The sequence below is a fragment of the Thiomicrospira sp. ALE5 genome, from assembly GCF_900112445.1.
Lineage (GTDB): Bacteria > Pseudomonadota > Gammaproteobacteria > Thiomicrospirales > Thiomicrospiraceae > Thiomicrospira.
Genome location: NZ_FOYY01000003.1, coordinates 1234123 through 1251484, shown reverse-complemented (window position 1 = coordinate 1251484; position 17362 = coordinate 1234123). Strand labels below are relative to the sequence as shown.

General features: G+C 44.2%; 12 protein-coding genes and 1 riboswitch. Of the genes, 6 read left to right on the top strand and 6 right to left on the bottom strand.

Translation table 11 applies throughout. The features are described from left to right. Positions 1-9: 9 nt before the first annotated feature. The 6 genes from BM293_RS06075 to thiC form a co-directional block, all read right to left on the bottom strand. A complete protein-coding gene (locus tag BM293_RS06075) occupies positions 10-249 on the bottom strand; it encodes a hypothetical protein (RefSeq protein WP_093447588.1) in 240 nt (79 codons plus the stop codon). Continuing rightward, positions 239-871 (bottom strand): AAA family ATPase, encoded by a 633-nt coding sequence (locus BM293_RS06070; RefSeq protein WP_093447586.1) that lies wholly within the window; start codon positions 869-871, stop codon positions 239-241. Before BM293_RS06070 ends, BM293_RS06075 begins: the two co-directional genes overlap by 11 nt. An 83-nt stretch (positions 872-954) precedes the next feature. Next, complete coding sequence (locus BM293_RS06065; RefSeq protein WP_093447585.1) at positions 955-1749, bottom strand: thiazole synthase; 795 nt, start codon at positions 1747-1749, stop codon at positions 955-957. Positions 1750-1753: 4 nt separating this feature from the next. Further along, the gene (gene thiS / locus BM293_RS06060) at positions 1754-1948 is read right to left on the bottom strand and encodes a sulfur carrier protein ThiS (RefSeq protein WP_093447583.1); all 195 of its coding nucleotides are present in this window, start codon (positions 1946-1948) and stop codon (positions 1754-1756) included. Between the two features lie 203 nt (positions 1949-2151). Continuing rightward, positions 2152-3204: an FAD-dependent oxidoreductase gene (locus BM293_RS06055; protein ID WP_093447582.1), complete on the bottom strand. Its 1053-nt coding sequence runs from the start codon at positions 3202-3204 to the stop codon at positions 2152-2154. A 4-nt stretch (positions 3205-3208) separates the two neighbouring features. Then, complete coding sequence (thiC, locus tag BM293_RS06050; RefSeq protein WP_093447580.1) at positions 3209-5086, bottom strand: phosphomethylpyrimidine synthase ThiC; 1878 nt, start codon at positions 5084-5086, stop codon at positions 3209-3211. A 234-nt stretch (positions 5087-5320) separates the two neighbouring features. Continuing rightward, a riboswitch (TPP riboswitch) is annotated at positions 5321-5422 on the bottom strand. Positions 5423-5567: 145 nt separating this feature from the next. On the opposite strand from thiC, the gene BM293_RS06045 reads away from it, so the two are divergent. From BM293_RS06045 to BM293_RS06020, 6 genes are read left to right on the top strand one after another with little or no spacing between them, the layout of a single operon-like run. Then, positions 5568-5960, top strand: a complete 393-nt coding sequence (locus BM293_RS06045) for a DUF3365 domain-containing protein (protein ID WP_093447578.1) — start codon at positions 5568-5570, stop codon at positions 5958-5960. Positions 5961-5969: 9 nt separating this feature from the next. Then, positions 5970-8222, top strand: a complete 2253-nt coding sequence (locus BM293_RS06040) for an ATP-binding protein (RefSeq protein WP_093447577.1) — start codon at positions 5970-5972, stop codon at positions 8220-8222. Further along, complete coding sequence (locus BM293_RS06035; RefSeq protein ID WP_093447575.1) at positions 8219-12349, top strand: response regulator; 4131 nt, start codon at positions 8219-8221, stop codon at positions 12347-12349. The genes BM293_RS06040 and BM293_RS06035 overlap by 4 nt, the downstream gene beginning before the upstream one ends. 49 nt (positions 12350-12398) lie before the next feature. After that, on the top strand, positions 12399-12818 hold the full coding sequence (locus BM293_RS06030) for a type 2 periplasmic-binding domain-containing protein (protein ID WP_234968920.1): 420 nt from the start codon (positions 12399-12401) through the stop codon (positions 12816-12818). Then, positions 12811-16266 carry a response regulator gene (locus tag BM293_RS06025; protein WP_093447572.1) on the top strand — a complete coding sequence of 1152 codons (3456 nt, stop codon included), beginning with the start codon at positions 12811-12813 and terminating at the stop codon, positions 16264-16266. The genes BM293_RS06030 and BM293_RS06025 overlap by 8 nt, the downstream gene beginning before the upstream one ends. 3 nt (positions 16267-16269) lie before the next feature. Continuing rightward, entirely contained in the window at positions 16270-17349 is a 1080-nt protein-coding gene (locus BM293_RS06020) for a response regulator (RefSeq protein WP_093447571.1), read from the top strand. Positions 17350-17362: the final 13 nt, after the last annotated feature.

Sequence of the window (17362 nt, the reverse complement as noted above, 5' to 3'; positions counted from 1 at the left end):
TTAGGTTTATTAGTCAGGCCATACACGACGAGCTGGAATAATACGACGTGGTTCTTCCTCTTTTTTGGGCGCAGGCTTGCTTGGCGCTTTTGGTGCTGGTTTAGCAGCGGGTTTTGTTGCAGCGGTATCTCTAGCCTCAGTTTCTGGAACGATTACTTCTTCTGGTGTTTCAGTTTTCGCCGCAGCTGTTTTTGCTGGCGTTTTGCGCGCTGTAGTTTGACGCGTGCGTGGTGTGCGTTTAGTGACCATGGAGTTCCTCCCATAACTGATTAATTTCAAATTTAGCTTTGTCATTGTCCATTTCTACCACGCCCTTACCCAGGCCCATGGCATCTCGATAGACTTTACGATCTCTTATTATACTGCTTAATAGCTGAATGTCTTGATAATCGCTGATATAGTCCTGCGCTTCTTCAATTTCACGAATTGAAGGATTGGTCGGCGCAAGGGTTAAAATAGCATTAACCTGCAGGTTTGGGTTGTAATCTTTAGACAGTTGAATCACTTCTTGTAATTGTGGCAATACATCTAAATCAGGCTGCGAAGGGCGAAAAGGAATTAGTAATCTGTCGACTGCCGTTAAACCAGTACGCAATTCGCGACCATCTTGACCCGCTGAATCAACAATCACATATTCATAGCGTTTGCCTAGATCTTTCACTGTATCACGAATATTATCGAAAACTTGAACATGATTGACCCGCGCAAGCTCGGTTTCATTGCGATCGAGTACCCAGTTTGATGAGGTTGCTTGACGGTCGGCATCAATGATAATGACATCTTTACCTAGATTAGCTAGCAGGGCAGCAAGGTTGACGCTGACGGTACTTTTACCACAGCCGCCTTTAATGTTGCCGATTTGAATGATCATAAAGACCTCTTTAAACAAGATTAATGTGGACTAATTTCAATAAATTAAATTGATTTTAACCGAAATGTGTTAGGTTGGCGTAATTAATCTTGATGCCAAAATGGGGTGCCGAGTGTGGGAGTAGAGGCGCTGGCGAATTCGCGTTGTGGCATGACACCGGCCTCGTAACCGCATCGTCCGGCATTCATCGCGTGCTTAAAGGCCTGTGCCATTTTGACCGGATCATCGGCAAGCGCCACCGCTGAGTTGAGCAATACACCGTCAAAGCCCATTTCTAACGCCTGTGCCGCGTGTGAGGGTTTGCCGATACCGGCATCGACAATTAAGGTGGTACTGGGCAAGCGTTGGCGAATCAGTTCCATATTGTAGGGGTTCATGATGCCTTTGCCGGAACCAATCGGTGACGCCCAGGGCATGACAATCCGGCAACCGACATCCACCAATTTTTGGCACAAAACCAGGTCATCACTGGCATAAGGAAAGACTTCAAAACCCTCTTCAATTAAGGCCTGCGCCGCTTTGACCAGATCAAATGGATCGGGCTGTAGCGTATAGTCATCGCCAATGACTTCGAGCTTAATCCAGTTTGTGCCAAAAATTTCACGTGCCATCTGGGCGGTGGTAATTGCTTCTTTAGCATTACGGCAGCCAGCTGTGTTCGGCAGAATATGACAACCCAGTGATTGAATAAGGTGCCAAAACGCTTGCCCACTTTGATCGCCAGGATTTTGGCGGCGAATCGACACCGTTACCACTTGGCTACCACTGGATTGAATTGCTTGGCGCATAATGTCTGGTGACGGATAAAGTGCCGAACCGATCAATAAACGACTGTTGATTTCCTTGTCCGCGAGTAACCAGGCCTGGTTGTTGTTCATTTTTTTAACCTCCTTGCATGGGCGCGACAATCTCGATGCGGTCGTTTTCCTGAATTGTCGTGTTGGCGTATTGGCTTTTGGGCACAAAGTTTTCATTTAAGGCCAAGGCGAATGCACCTTCAATTTTTAACTCCATCACCAGGCCTGCTAGATTGTTGGCTATAGTGTCTCTTGGTTCACCATTTATGATGACAATCATTTTTTAATCCAATTTTAATAGCGTGATACAGGGTTGCGCGTAGCCTTGTGTGCTAGCGACGCCTCTTTTTGCGTAGCAAAAAGCCGAAGGAGCAAGTACACAAAGCGAAAGCGCGATTAAGCTGGCTTCGCTAAGTCTCGACTACCCGATTCTTCCAAAGTCGCTGCAGAAACAATTCAAAACTCAACATTCAAAATTGAGCATTAAAAACTAAGCATTAAAAAGCGCCCCAGTGCTTTTTCAATTATCGCGGGCGAAAATAAATAGCCGTGGCGATACAAACCATTAATTCGCGTCAGGCCGTCGAGCTGTTCAATGCGCGGTAAATTATCACCCAATGCCGGACGGCAATTGGTCAGTTGATTGACAATTCGCGCCTCGGCAAAGCCAGGATGTACACTATAGACCGCCGACAGCAATTCCAAACTGGAGCGTACCGACATCGGGCTGCGGTCTTCGCTTTCGATTTCGCTCGCACCGATCACATAACGCCTATTGGCGCGCGGCACAATATAAATGCGATAGCGCGGGTGCATTAACCGCACCGGACGGCTGAGCTGAACCTCGGGCGCATCCAGCCAAAACACCTCGCCGCGCACCCCGCGCAAATCTTTAATATCCGTTTTCGCACCTAAACCGCGACAATCAAACACCCAGTCGAACGCCTGCTCATCAATCAGCCGAGATGACAGCTGCTTAACCTCGGTATTTTCACGCCATGCCACCAAAGGATGGTTTTTCAGCAGCGCTTCGCTTTGCGTAAAAAACTGGGTGGAATCCACTTGGCCTTCTTGTGGCAACCACCAGGCCTGGTGATGATGCGCCAGCTCGGGTTCAAGCTCGCTAATACGCTGATTATTAAGCGGTTCAACCTGAAAACCTTCAGGCAATTTATGCAATAGTTGACGCATAAAATGTTGCAAGTCCGCGCGGTCATTTTGATGCGCTAAAATCAGGCTACCGCGTTGTTGCAAATCGACCGGATAACCTTGCGCCGCCATCCAGTCCACCAGGCCTGGCCAGAGTTCAATCGAGCGCATGCCAAGTTGAAAAAGTTCCGCATCCATTAGTTCCAATTCGGCATAGGGCGCGAGCATGCCGGCGGCAGTGTAGCCCGCCGCGTTCGGCACAGTGTCGGCCTTGTCGCGCTCAAACAGCGTGACCTGAATGCCGCGCTGAATTAAATTCAACGCCAACACCCGACCCACCAGGCCTGCACCTGCAATGCCTACGGTCTTCAAACCGTCCAAGTTCATAGCTTTAAGCCAGCTTTTGGATTTTATCAACCGGCACCGAGATTTCACTGCCGAGTTCTTTAAAGGTTTTGGCTTGTTCAGCCATGCCGGCCTCCAACGCCGCCTTTTCATCGACGCCCATTTGGTCGGCGTAATCGCGCACTTCTTGGCTGATTTTCATCGAACAGAACTTCGGCCCACACATGGAGCAGAAATGCGCCACTTTGGCCGAATCACGCGGCAGGGTTTCATCGTGATAGGCCATCGCACGTTCCGGGTCAAGACCGATATTAAACTGATCCATCCAACGGAATTCAAAACGTGCTTTACTCATCGCATCATCACGGTGACGCGCACCCGGGTGACCCTTGGCGACATCGGCGGCATGGGCGGCGATTTTATACGCCATTAAGCCTTCTTTAACGTCCTCACGGTTTGGCAAGCCCAAATGTTCTTTCGGCGTGACATAACACAGCATCGCCGTGCCGTACCAACCGATCATCGCCGCGCCTATGCCCGAGGTGATATGGTCATAACCCGGTGCAATATCGGTGGTCAACGGGCCGAGCGTATAAAACGGCGCTTCGTGACAGAGCTTGAGTTGCAAATCCATGTTCTCTTTAATCTTGTGCATCGGTACATGGCCCGGGCCTTCGATAATGGTTTGCACATCGTGTTTCCACGCGATTTTGGTCAGCTCCCCGAGCGTTTGCAGCTCGGATAACTGCGCTTCGTCATTGGCATCGGCAATCGAACCCGGACGTAAACCGTCACCGAGCGAGAAGCTGACATCATAGGCTTTCATGATTTCGCAGATGTCTTCAAAATGGGTGTAAAGGAAGTTTTCTTTATGGTGCGCCAAACACCATTTCGCCATAATCGAGCCGCCGCGCGATACGATGCCGGTCACACGTTTAGCGGTCATCGGCACATAACGCAACAATACGCCCGCATGGATGGTGAAATAGTCCACGCCTTGTTCGGCTTGCTCAATCAAAGTGTCGCGGTAGACTTCCCAGGTCAGGTCTTCGGCAATGCCATTGACCTTTTCCAGCGCTTGATACAAAGGCACGGTGCCAATCGGCACCGGCGAATTGCGGATAATCCAATCGCGGGTGGCATGAATGTTTTTGCCGGTGGATAAATCCATCACTGTGTCGCCGCCCCAACGGGTTGACCACACCATTTTTTCGACTTCTTCGGCAATCGACGAGGTGATCGCCGAGTTACCGATATTGGCGTTTATTTTGACCAAAAAGTTACGGCCAATAATCATCGGTTCGGATTCCGGGTGGTTGATATTGCACGGAATCACCGCACGCCCAGCCGCAACTTCATCACGCACAAATTCCGGGGTAATCAACTCCGGCAAATTTGCGCCAAAGCTTTCACCTTTTAGCCGTGCTTCGCGTTCCGCATCAATCACGTCTTGGCGACGTTGGTTTTCACGAATGGCGATAAACTCCATTTCCGGCGTGATAATGCCTTGGCGCGCGTAGTGCATTTGGGTCACGTTTTTGCCTGTTTTAGCGCGTAGCGGGGTTCTTCTCAAGCCTTGCTCCGCGGCCAATAGTTCGGCAGGTACATCGGTTTCGCGCTTATAACCGTTATCAACCGCTTTAAGCTGACGACCTTCATATTCTTCAACATCACCCCGCGCCGCAATCCAGGCCTGGCGAATCGCCGGTAAACCTTGAGTTAAATCAATGTCAGCAGTCGGATCGGTATAAGGGCCGGAGGTATCGTAAACCGTCAGGGTTTCGCCATTGGTCAGTTCGATTTCGCGCATCGGCACGCGGATGTCGGCGTGGATTTCGCCGGGAATATAGATTTTTTTCGACGCCGGAAACGGATTGCGGGTGATTTCGCTGTGTTCAGCGGTGTATTTAGTGTTTTGAGTCATGTTTTTCTCCGATTTCCTACTCGCGAACAACAGGGGGTAAATAGCGCTTTCGCCTTGTGCCTCGACTCCTTCGGCTTTTTGCTGCGCAAAAAGGGGCGTCGCTGGAGCACAAAGGCTACGCGCTAAACAAGGTGTTCTTGAGATTAAAATTTAAAGGCAGAAAAACAGCGTGAAAAGTCGGTTTGGATCACCGGAGGCATTCAGAAACGGCGGGAGGACTAGAATAAAACACGCCGATTAAATGATTCTCTTCCCTACGCTGGTTCTAACCAGTTCAAGTTCAGCGGGTTAGGTCTAAGACCTTCTCAGCGCAAACGCGCACCCCGAGAGATGAATCAATACTAATCTAACCAATGTGCGACGTCAAGTAATCAATAAAAGGACGTGCTATGTTTAAGAAATAAAGCAGATTGGCTGCAAGAGGTAAATATAGTCGTGATATTATAGATGTGTTTATTTTTGGGTGTTTTTGGAGTGTTGGATGCGAAAACTTTTTGATAGGGCTCTAGACTATGCTTTACATCTTATCGCACTAGCTCTTCTTTTAGGTATTACGCTTATTTTTTGGTGGCATTACGATCGTTCGCAAAATCAAATTCAGCAAAGTGCAATCTTAGAGGCACAAGATTTTTCACAATCCGTAGCCCAATTTAGAAATTTTTATGCGAATACCATTGTTCCGGCTGCGGCCATGCATGAAGGCATGATCGTAACCCATGATTATCAAAACATACCAGGTTCAATACCATTACCAGCAACCTTCGCAATAGACTTTGGCGATCTACTGTCATCAAATTCTAATTATAGTGTTCGCTTGTTCAGTGATATGCCATTTGAGTGGCGGGAGAATGCTGGTATTTGTGACAATTTTTAGCAAGAAGCGATGGAGTATTTACGCCATAACCCCAATGATTCGTTTAGTCGCTTTGAGAGAGTTAACGGCGAAAAGATGCTGCGTTTTGCGGTTGCTGATGTTTTACAAACTTCATGTGTTGCCTGTCATAACAGTTATCCAGGTACACCTAAAACGACATGGCAATTAGGCGATGTGCGCGGTGTATTAGAGGTTGCTAGGCCAGTATCCACTTTTCAGACTGATGCACATGCTCAAGCATGGCAAACATTTTCTGCGATGTTTGTATTAGCTATGTTGTCACTCGGTACTTTGGGTCTTGTTTTAAGACGCAATAGAGTTGCTGTAAACCAGGCGATAGTTGAGCAGCAGAAAACTTTGAGCATTATGAACTCGGTGGTTGATGCCATTATTGTGACCGATGAAAAAGGTAAGGTAGTTGAAGCGAATAACGCTATCCGAGATGTGTTGGGGTATTTGCCTAGCGAGCTGATAGGCAAAAATATTAAGGTTATTGTCCCCGAGCCTCACCATTCATTGCATGATGATTATATGAAAAATTATTTGGTTAGGGGTGAAGCAAAAGTAATTGGTTTAACGCGTCATTTAACAGCTGTCAAAGCGTCGGGCGAAGTTGTGCCAATAGACCTTGCAGTAAGTGAGGTGGTGTTCGCCGGTAAACGGCGTTTTACCGGCGTTATACGTGATGTCAGTGAGCGCAGAAAAGCACAAGAAGCTATCGAAAATGCGCGCGATCAAGCCTTGGAGTCGGCCAGGTTAAAGTCAGAGTTTTTAGCCAATATGAGCCATGAAATTCGTACTCCTATGAATGGAGTGATTGGCATGACGGGACTATTATTATCAACACCGCTAACACCCGAGCAAAAGGAATTGACATTAACGGTTAAAGATAGCTCAGAATCTTTGTTAAGTATCATTAATGATATTTTAGATTTTTCGAAGATTGAGGCTGGCAAACTTGAAGTATCCTTTGAATCAGTCAAGATAGTGCACTTGCTTGATAGCGTTATTGACATGGTAGGCGCCTCTGCGCAACAAAAAAACCTTGACATAGGCTATTTTGTGGCACCTTCTATCCCAGAAACTATTCAAACGGATCCTGTTAGATTAAGACAAGTGTTAATTAACTTATTAGGGAATGCCGTGAAGTTTACTAGCGACGGTTATGTTTTTCTTAATGTGACTTATACTGTCGAAGATAGCATTCGTTTTGAAATTGTTGACACGGGTGTGGGGATATCGGAAGCAGGGCAAAACAAATTATTTGGTGCATTTTCTCAGGTTGATAGTTCGTCAACACGTAATTTTGGTGGCACTGGCCTAGGGCTGGCTATTTCGCGTCAATTGGTTGAGCTTATGGGCGGAACGATTGGCGTAACGAGTGTTGTGGGGCAAGGTTCCACTTTTTATTTTTCGATTCCTCATCGAGCTGAGGGTTCGCAACCTTGTTTGCGGCCGATGAAAGAAACCAAAAATCTAGCCTGGGTTAGAACCAATAATGCGCTAGCTGAACGTTACAGAGCCTTATTTGAGAAATTAAATATTCAAGTGCGTTTTTATGATTTGATGTCATTGAATGAAGCGAATGTTGCTAATGATACGGTTATTTGGATTGATCTTGATGATTTGCTAAAAGTCTATGATCGTCCGTTGAGCTTGTTAAATGATATTGCGGTTGAATACTCACAAGTCACCCTGATGGTCACGCATAAGCAAGCCTCTAATTGGCGCAAACCTTTATCTAAGACTAATATAAAGATGCGGATAAAGCCGATTAAATTTGAACAGTTAACCCATTGGCTGACCTCGTTTTCGAACGGCGCCAGTATTGCCGAGTCTAAAGCGACGAGGCCCATCATGTCTGAGATTGCTGGCAAGGCTAAAATTCTATTGGTAGAAGATAACTTAATTAATCAAAAGTTAGCTATAGCTTTGCTAAAGGAGTTGGGTTTAACAGCTACATTAGCCGTTAATGGTCAAGATGCACTTGATAAACTTGCAGAGGAGTCTTTTAACTTAGTTTTAATGGATTGTCAGATGCCTGTTAAAGATGGTTTTGAGGCAACAAAGGACTTGAGGGCTTCGACAAGCGTTAATGCTAAAACACCAGTAATTGCAATGACCGCCAATGCCATGCAGGGCGATGAAGAACGTTGTTATGCTGCAGGTATGGATGACTATATTTCAAAGCCAGTTAATCCCGATGTGCTGGCTGAAAAATTAATAAAGTGGTTGGCTAGTGAAAGCAAGGAAGGCGAATGAGATTTAAAAAAACGACTATGAATCGTATTTTTTCCATTCGATTTACTTGGTTATTTGTGTTGATCACAGTGATTACGTTGACTCTATTGGGTGTAAGGTATTATTTCAATTATCAAGCAATTGTTAATGATCAGCGCCTTATCCAAACCTTTCATCAAGCACTATTAAAAGAAACGCGTGCGCGTCTCTTTCAGCTGGAGGCGGTGGCAGATGACCGATTACTAGGACAAGAGCTGCTTGCAGCTTATCATCCAAGTAAGTTGCCTGATTTAACGGCCACTACAGATGTAGCCTATCAGATGTTTTCTAATTCATTAGATGGGAACGCCTATAAAGAAGACTGGCAAAGAGCGTGGCAAGAAATAAGTTTTTATCGGCAGAATGATGTTACCTGTCATACTCAGGACGAGTGCAGCTTTATTGCTGAGAATCTTAATAATGCGTTTATTTCAATTCAAAATAAGCTATTGACTCGTGCAGATTTTCGTTTCAGACAAATTCCCTTTATTGATGCAAAGCTTGTTCAGTTAACGCAACTGCAAAGCCACATTAATCGCTGGTATGTGGTTTCGGAGCACTTAGCTTATAGTGCATTTATGATGGCTGTTAGTCCAAGTGATATGTGGCAGGAGAGTATCGAAACAAACTTAACTCGTTGGCAAACTCACCAAGGCTTGATGCAGGACCTAGTTCAATATGAGTATAACGAGGCGGTCAATAAATGGGTAGATCAGTGGCGTATACAGCAAACGCAGATGGCGTTTCAAGTGGATGCTGTGCTAGGAAATCGAGGTTCAGTTAGCTCAGATGATTTAATCATCCGGCAACTTAACCGCTATCAAAATTTACACGGGCAGTTGTTAGAGCTGGTGGTGTTGAACCGAACTAATATGATGACCGGTTTACGAGCTAGTATGATTAAAAACGTCGCGCTCTTTGGTGTATTGTTCGTGTTCTTAATCTTTTTGATCTTGGTTTTATTGTTGCAAGCACGCATTAACCGACAAGACCAATTAAAAAAACAGGACGAAGATCAGGCTTTTCTCGAATCAGGTGAAGTAGCCACCTTATTATTGGATCAAACTGGGCGGGTCGTAAAATTCAATAAAGTGGCACAAAGCTACCTTAATCTTGATGACAGCGCAACGGGCCAGTTAATTACGCGTTGGATGCCAAGCTTTGATGAACAAGCACGCCAACTCGCTTTAGATTCTTATCAAGTCAGTTTTACCGATGGCTTGGGTAATCAGGTTGAGTATATAACTCAGTTACAGGAGTATAGAGGTAAAACGAGTTTACTTAATCTTTTGAAGCTAAAAAAACCGACAGATACTTTGCTGTCACAGCAAATGCAGGATCAAATCAATGTCATTAAGAGTGCATTTAGCTTAGTCAGTCGCGCTTTTAAGCATTCGCAAGCTGACCAGGCTGACCTTCAGCATTGGCTCGATGACGCTATTCAGTCAATAGACGTTGAGAGCGTTTGGTTGGTTGAGTTGGATCAACAGCAGGATGTAAATTACACATTAATGGCTAGTGCGATCTCTGCAGAGACAGAATTAACTACAAGTCAAATTGATAGTGGCATAAGACAGATACTTGCAGGTAGTTGGTTCAATTCGCATTTAAAAAACAATCGTATTCTGCTGTCCAATAATATAAAACGGGATCCGCGCTGGGCAGAGTTATCTGAACAATTTCCAGCTCTGCAAAATCTGTTGTGCTTTCCACTGGTTGAAAACAATAAACTCCTAGGCTTGCTAGGCTTTTGCAATCAGAAATATGGTTTTAACGAACAGTGGATCATGGCCAATAGCGTGATGCAAGAAACCGCCCTGCTGATGCTAGGCTGTGAGCAACAACAAGTCGTTTTAGATCAAGATGCTCCTGAGGAGTCAACTCTTGCCAAGTCAGCCGTTCGAAGCATAACCCATCAAGCAGACTTCTTGGCCAATATGAGTCACGAGATACGTACGCCAATGAATGGGATTTTGGGTATGACGCATCTGGCACTTAAAACTAACCTAGATGCACAACAGCAAGATTATATTCACAAGATAAAGCGCTCTGCTTCCCATCTGCTTAGCATATTGAATGATATCTTGGATATATCCAAAATTGAATCAGGTAACTTATCAATTGAATCGATACCTATATGGGTAGAAGAGGTGATTGAAGACGCACTGGTATCTGTGCAAACGCAAGCGCAAGATAAAAGATTAGAGTTAATTGTTTACATAGATCAAGCCATCAATCATTGCGCGCAGCCTTCCCTTAAAGGTGATCCGGTTAGAATCAGTCAAATATTGATAAACCTGCTTAGCAATGCGGTTAAATTTACGGCCTCAGGTTATGTGGAAATTCAAGTAGACTTGATGCAACAAGAGCCATCGCAATGGTGGGTTCTATTCAAGGTCAGCGATACGGGCAAAGGGATGACACCTAGCCAGTTGTCACAGTTGTTCGAATCCTACAACCAGACTGACGACTCGGTTGCGCGCAACTATGGCGGAACCGGATTAGGTTTAGCTATTTCAAAACGACTTGCCCAACAAATGGGAGGCGATCTCACGGTATCATCAGTAGTTAATCAGGGTAGTCAATTTTCCCTAACGCTGCCCCTAGTTTTAGACGCCGTGCCAACGAATAAAGTATGCCCACAATGGCAAGAGCAAATAATTATTGTTGATGATAACCCTGTCGCGCTAAAACAATTACAAGCCTTAGTCGTAGGCTTTGGTTTTACTTGTCACAGTTTTAACTCTGCATCGGCGCTGCTGGCTGAAATTGACCAGTTTGATCCGAGACAAGTAACGAAGATACTTGTTGATTATGTTATGCCAGAAATCGACGGTGTTGAGCTAATAGAGCAAATCATAGCGCATAACCCAGCTTGGCAATCACGCTGCGTATTGGCTTCTTTTTATGAACTGGATCGGTTACAGCAGATTGCAAGAGATAAAAATATTCTGCAAGTGATTCACAAGCCCATTATGCCAAGTACATTTGTGGCATTATTTTCTAATGAAACGACTGACCATGACTCTGCGCCGAAGCATGCGCGCGATCTTGTGCCCAATTTAAGTACCAAAAAAATATTGTTAGTTGAAGATAATCTATTAAATCAACAAATTGCATTAGAGCTGCTTAAGCCCACACTAATTGATGTAACCTTGGCTGAAAATGGTGAACAAGCTGTTAATTTTGTCTGTCACGCAGGTCTAAAGTTCGACTTGGTGCTCATGGATGTTCAGATGCCCATTATGAATGGCATTGAAGCGACTAAACAAATCAGAGGGCAGTTCGCTAAAGCAGAGCTGCCCATTATTGCCATGACGGCTCATGTAATGAGTGAAGAAGTGGCTGCTTTTGCTGAAGTGGGTATGAATGACCATCTTGCCAAACCGATTTTACCAGACGTGCTTTATGCGCTATTAGCAAGTTATCTAGCCGAGACTAAAGATCAAAATCAAGCTTTATTAACGCACTATGAACAGGATAAACAAGCAATGCCAAATTTAGATACCATCCCTGGAACAGACTTTGCGAGTGCGCGTGCAATGATGCCGCCTACACCAGGGTTTTTTGAAAATATTCTGAAGGATGTTGTGCATACTTATCAAGATGCGCCGGATTTGCTTATGACGATGCTCACAGCGAATCAGCTTGACGAGGCGTTACGCTATGTTCATACCTTTAAGGGGCTATCTGCTTCTGTGGGCTTGGTGGAGTTAAGTAAGTTATTAGGCCAGGGAGAGGATCTGTTGCTGAATCAAACTTGGCCGTCGAATGACTACTTTGATCAGCTAAAGCAACTGCATATTGTGTTGTGGCAACAATTAGCCTTGGCACTAGACTGTGCAGAACAAACGCAAGTGAACCCATCTAGTGAAAATGTTTCTGTAGAAAACCTAACCGATCAGCAAGCTAGCCAGATGGTCGCTAAGTTGCAAACATTGTTAAGTGATTTTGACGCTGCTGCAGTAGACTTCTGGTTTGATAATCATGCACTTTTTAGCTCGGTTATTGAGGCCAAAGACATCGCGTCACTCGATGCTGCAATTAAGGACTTCGATTTTGATCAAGCGGTGCTGCTACTAAGTCAGCTCAAATTTGACCCCGCGTAAAGGTAGGTTGATGATAACGGTTAGCAATCTTATTAAGCATATTCCTTTGATGATATTGTGGATAGTCATGGTCACCATGACTTCGTTAGTTAATGCTAAGGAGCGAAGTTGGGTATTAATAGTTAATAAAGCTGACGTCGAATCATTATCTGCTACAGAACTGGCGCGCATTTATCAAATGAGGCAACAGGTATGGCCATCTGGGCAGACTATCTCGGTATACAGGCTACCAAGTGGTCATCCAGTGCATAAGACGTTTGTGATGGAGGCATTAAAGATGCCATCAGAACAACTAGATCAAACCTGGAGCCGATTGATTTTTAGTGGTCGTGGCTCGCCTCCTGAATTGGTCAGAACAGAGGAAGAAATGGTGAGAGCCGTACTATCTACCCCCGGTGCAGTCGGCTATGCTCGTTATGAACTAGTGAGGGGTATGCCATCAAGCTTCATTCGAGATCTTCATGACTAGTAAGTTGAATTCATTGAATTTACTTACCGGTATTGCCATTGCCATTATGGTTATTGCATCTAGCTTTTGGATTGTAAATAACATTAATCAGCTTAACCAACAACAGCAACAATTCCAAAACTTGGTCACAACCCCGACTATTCTTAGCTTACATGATGCGATTAATTTAGAGCTACAACTGACCCTGTATTATTACCATGATCAAGCAAGCCGCAGTCGCTTAGAAGCTGCGCAGGAGCAGGTTAATCAATATTATCTACCCGTTGCCAAATTAGAGTGGTATCAATCCACTGACAGTGTTTATCAAGATGTGCTGTATTTTCGTCAAGCAGTCCAAAACTGTACGCTTGATGCGCAATGTGATTGGAATCAAGTGCTGCCATTAGTGCTGGTGCTTGAGGAATTACAAAGACAGGTTTACTACTATCATACTTTTCAAGTTGAACAGCTGGTTGAGCTAGGGGTAAGCAATGATATTAAAGTACTTAGCCAGATTATTCGTTGGCACAGCTATTTATCAAGTTTAGTGAGTCATATTAATTTGGTTCAAATAGAGGGCAAAAATCCTCACCTCCAGGCAAAAATAGATGGTTTGAATGGGCTGCTTGCAGAAAATGCATTATCCGTAGTGCCATTAAAAACGTCGAAATCTTCTGAAGAATTTGCAAGGCAGCTATTAGAATTAGCTGATCACTTTGAACCAGTTGTGACTTATTCTCGTCGCTTAATGCAAAATGAACCGAATTTAGAGCCGCTAGAATTTGCCGTATTGCAGGCACCTTTAAATACAGCATGGCGTATCAGGGATAGTCTACTAGCAAATATTATTAACCAAGCGAATCAAACAATTGCACATACAAAATTAAAGTTAGTGATAGCTTTTGTAATCGTGTTGGTCACTCTTTTTCTATTGATCTATGCGATTCTTGTTATTCGGCAGAAGGCGTTGTTACCGCTTAAGCAAAACGAAGCTATTTTGGCAAGTGCACCTGTTGGGGTGCTCCAAATAGATGAATCGGGTCGAATAGAAAAAATTAACTACAAGATGACGGAGTTATTTGGTTATTCAGCGCAGGAGCTAGTTGGGCAATCTATTGCTAAGTTGTTAGTGCCAAGTTATCGAGTCATTATTTTCAATGCCATGCAGGCTTACCTTAAAGGTGCCGCACCACAGTTTATTGGTCGTCAAACGGAGGTATTGGCGCTAAACAGTGAGCAACAGGTCATTCATGTTGAGGTTTCAGTGTCTGATGTCCAACAAACTAATAAACGGTTTTTCATTATTCTGGTAACAGACCTGACTGAGCGCAAGCGTTTGGCGATTCATGCTGAGCGGCAACACCGATTACAAGTGAGTTTACGTAGCGCTTTTGAAAAGAGTGCAATTAATATTTGGGATCAAGATTATTGGCAGTCTCTGCTAAAAGAAGTGCTATCGTTATTAGACCTCAATGCGGTATTTATTGCCCAAAAACATGATCAGGGTGTCGTATTAATTGCCTGCCATGGTCAGGGCATAGCAGGCATAACGCCAATTGGTAGTTTAATTTGGCAAGACCTTGACCAGTGGATTAATCAGATTGAGCCATCCGATATCAACCTATTGTTTGATGACGTGTATCCCGTGCTCGACCAACACAGTGCCCATATATACCCCATTGAAGTAAATGAGCAGTGCATTGGCTATTTAGGGATTACTGGCGTCTCTTTGAATCTTGAGGATGTTGAACCAGAAATAGCCGTGTTACGAGAAGCGTTATCGGTACTTATTCAGCGACGAATCAAAGAAAAAGAACGTCAAACGCTGTTACAAAACTTAGAACAAAAAACCGCAACAGCGATGGCGGCTAAGCAAAAAGCCGAACAGGCGGCGCAGGCTAAATCACTATTTTTAGCCAATATGAGTCATGAGATTAGAACGCCGATGAATGCTGTAATTGGGATGGGCCAGCTTTTAGGTGACACGGAATTAACGGATCGTCAGCAAGATTATTTAAATAAGCTTATGCGCTCGAGTCGAGCATTGTTGGGGGTGATTAATGACATTTTAGATTTTTCTAAAATGGATTCAGGTCACCTGTCTTTAGAGATGAATTGGTTTAATCTTGAAGAGTTGACAGTTGATATTGTGTCGGTTTTGGCCGCTTCATCGCGCAATAAACAAATTGAAATAGGCTTAAATTTTGATACTTCTAGACTAACTAACCAGGCCTGCTGGGTTAAAGGGGATGCACTTAGGTTGCAACAGGTGCTTAATAATTTATTGTCGAATGCAATTAAATTTACTGAACAAGGGTATGTTTTACTAGAGGTGAAGGCCTATGCTGACCAAGGCCAAGATTTGCGTGTAGATTTTAGCGTAATTGATAGTGGTATTGGTATGACGGCTGTCACACAGTCGCGTTTATTTAATGAGTTTATGCAGGCCGACGAGAGTACCACACGAAAGTATGGTGGCACGGGCTTAGGGTTGGCGATTGCACAGCGTTTAGTTAATCTAATGGGCGGAAAGATAGATGTGTCCAGTCAATTGGGACAAGGCAGTTCTTTTAGATTCTCACTGTGTATGCCATGGCAGCAAAATAAGGAACGTCTTACTTTAGAATTCACGCCCACGCCACTTAGGATTATGGTTGTAGAGGATCATAAAATTGCGCGCAATATTATAAGCGCCTATTTAAACCAGCTAAATACCTATATAACTGAAGCAGAGTCGTCTAACCAGGCGATTGAAGTGCTTAGAACCGATCATGCTCTAGACTGGCTTTTGCTGGACTGGCATCTGCAAAATGATACAGCCTTAACCTTGTTAGAGTGGTTAAATGAGCATGTACCTAATCTTTTAGCTAAAACTTGGGTTGTTTCAACACTAAAAACACAGCAGATTGAGCAGGCGATGGCTAGGTTTAATTTAGCCGGTTTTATTGACAAGCCGTTGTCTCCATCACAACTGTTTAAACATCTGTCAGTGTTAAAAGAGCATCAAGCGGCCGTTGCAGATGTCCAAGTAGCCACTAAAGATAGCTTGACTGATTTTAGTAAACTGCGCATTCTAGTTGTGGAAGATAATAAACTGAATCAGCAAATACTTTTGGAATATCTAAAGCGCCTAGATATCCAAACGGCATTAGCTGAAAATGGCCAGCAAGCAGTGGACTTTATTTTTGATCCGCAGCGAGATAGGGTTGATGCGGTGTTGATGGACCTGCAAATGCCGGTGATGGGTGGTCACCAAGCTACTGAAGTGATTCGTGCTGCCAACCAATACGACCAAATACCGATTATTGCCGTCACCGCACACGCGATGACCGAAGAAATAGACAAATCCTACCAAATGGGTATGGATGATTACATGACGAAACCGATTGATCGTAACCAACTGGAAAGTATTTTGCAGAAAATTGCCCATAGCCAGTACCCACGACAACAAATAATGACAAGGCAGTAAATTATGTCGCAATCAAAGCCAACTATCTTATGTGTTGACGACACACCCGCAAATTTAATGTTACTCAAAGCGCTGCTTGAAGAGGATTATGACGTCAAGTTAGTCAACTCAGGCGTTAAAGCGCTCACGCTACTAGAAAGGGTATCGGTTGATTTGATCTTGTTAGACGTGATGATGCCGGAAATGGATGGTTACGAAGTCTGTAAGAGACTTAAAAAAGACCCCAATAGACAGGCTATACCAGTTTTGTTTCTGACTGCACTGACAAAACCTGAAGATGAAAAAAAGGCCTTACAGGCCGGTGGTAACGACTTTATTACCAAGCCGATTAACCCTGATGTGCTGTTAGCTAGGATTTATACCCATTTACAACTCAAGTTGTTTCATGACAGCTTGTCAATGCAAAAAGACCGCTTAGAAGAGGATTTGCAACAGCGTTTAAGTGATATTTATAACTTACAAGATGCCAGTCTGGCGGTAATGATTTCACTGGCTGAGTTTCGTGATGAAGACACCGGTATGCACATCAAGCGTACCCAAAAATTTGTGCAACTTATAGCTCAGCAAGCTCAAAATAACTTGCCACATTTACGCCTTACTGATCAAGAAATTGACCTGATTACGCGCTGTGCTCCCTTACATGATATTGGCAAAATTAGTATTCCAGATCATATTTTATTAAAACCAGGCAAGTTAACGGATGAAGAATTTGAAATCATGAAAACCCATGCTCAGCGTGGTCATGACATTCTCGCCTCGGCGGCTAAGTCAATGGGAAGCTATGGTGGTTATTTAGACATGGCCAAGTCGATTGCAATAAGCCATCATGAAAAATGGGATGGTAGTGGCTATCCTAATGGGCTCGCAGGTACTGATATTCCTTTGGCCGGTCGATTAATGGCGCTTGCAGATGTTTATGATGCACTGCGTTCATCTCGCCCCTACAAAAAAGGGTTTGATCATCAACAAGCTATAGCGATTATGCAAGATATGAGTGAAAAACATTTTGATCCAGAGTTATTCGCATGCTTTTTACGAATCGAAGCTCAGATTGCGGAGATAAGCCAAAGCCTAGCCGATTGATTAAGGGGATTTA

Bases quoted from the DNA above. Each gene is read 5' to 3' on its own strand.
- BM293_RS06075 (WP_093447588.1), bottom strand. From the start codon at position 249: ATGGTCACTAAACGCACACCACGCACGCGTCAAACTACAGCGCGCAAA.
- BM293_RS06070 (WP_093447586.1), bottom strand. From the start codon at position 871: ATGATCATTCAAATCGGCAACATTAAAGGCGGCTGTGGTAAAAGTACC.
- BM293_RS06065 (WP_093447585.1), bottom strand. From the start codon at position 1,749: ATGAACAACAACCAGGCCTGGTTACTCGCGGACAAGGAAATCAACAGT.
- thiS (WP_093447583.1), bottom strand. From the start codon at position 1,948: ATGATTGTCATCATAAATGGTGAACCAAGAGACACTATAGCCAACAAT.
- BM293_RS06055 (WP_093447582.1), bottom strand. From the start codon at position 3,204: ATGAACTTGGACGGTTTGAAGACCGTAGGCATTGCAGGTGCAGGCCTG.
- thiC (WP_093447580.1), bottom strand. From the start codon at position 5,086: ATGACTCAAAACACTAAATACACCGCTGAACACAGCGAAATCACCCGC.
- BM293_RS06045 (WP_093447578.1), top strand. From the start codon at position 5,568: ATGCGAAAACTTTTTGATAGGGCTCTAGACTATGCTTTACATCTTATC.
- BM293_RS06040 (WP_093447577.1), top strand. From the start codon at position 5,970: ATGGAGTATTTACGCCATAACCCCAATGATTCGTTTAGTCGCTTTGAG.
- BM293_RS06035 (WP_093447575.1), top strand. From the start codon at position 8,219: ATGAGATTTAAAAAAACGACTATGAATCGTATTTTTTCCATTCGATTT.
- BM293_RS06030 (WP_234968920.1), top strand. From the start codon at position 12,399: ATGATATTGTGGATAGTCATGGTCACCATGACTTCGTTAGTTAATGCT.
- BM293_RS06025 (WP_093447572.1), top strand. From the start codon at position 12,811: ATGACTAGTAAGTTGAATTCATTGAATTTACTTACCGGTATTGCCATT.
- BM293_RS06020 (WP_093447571.1), top strand. From the start codon at position 16,270: ATGTCGCAATCAAAGCCAACTATCTTATGTGTTGACGACACACCCGCA.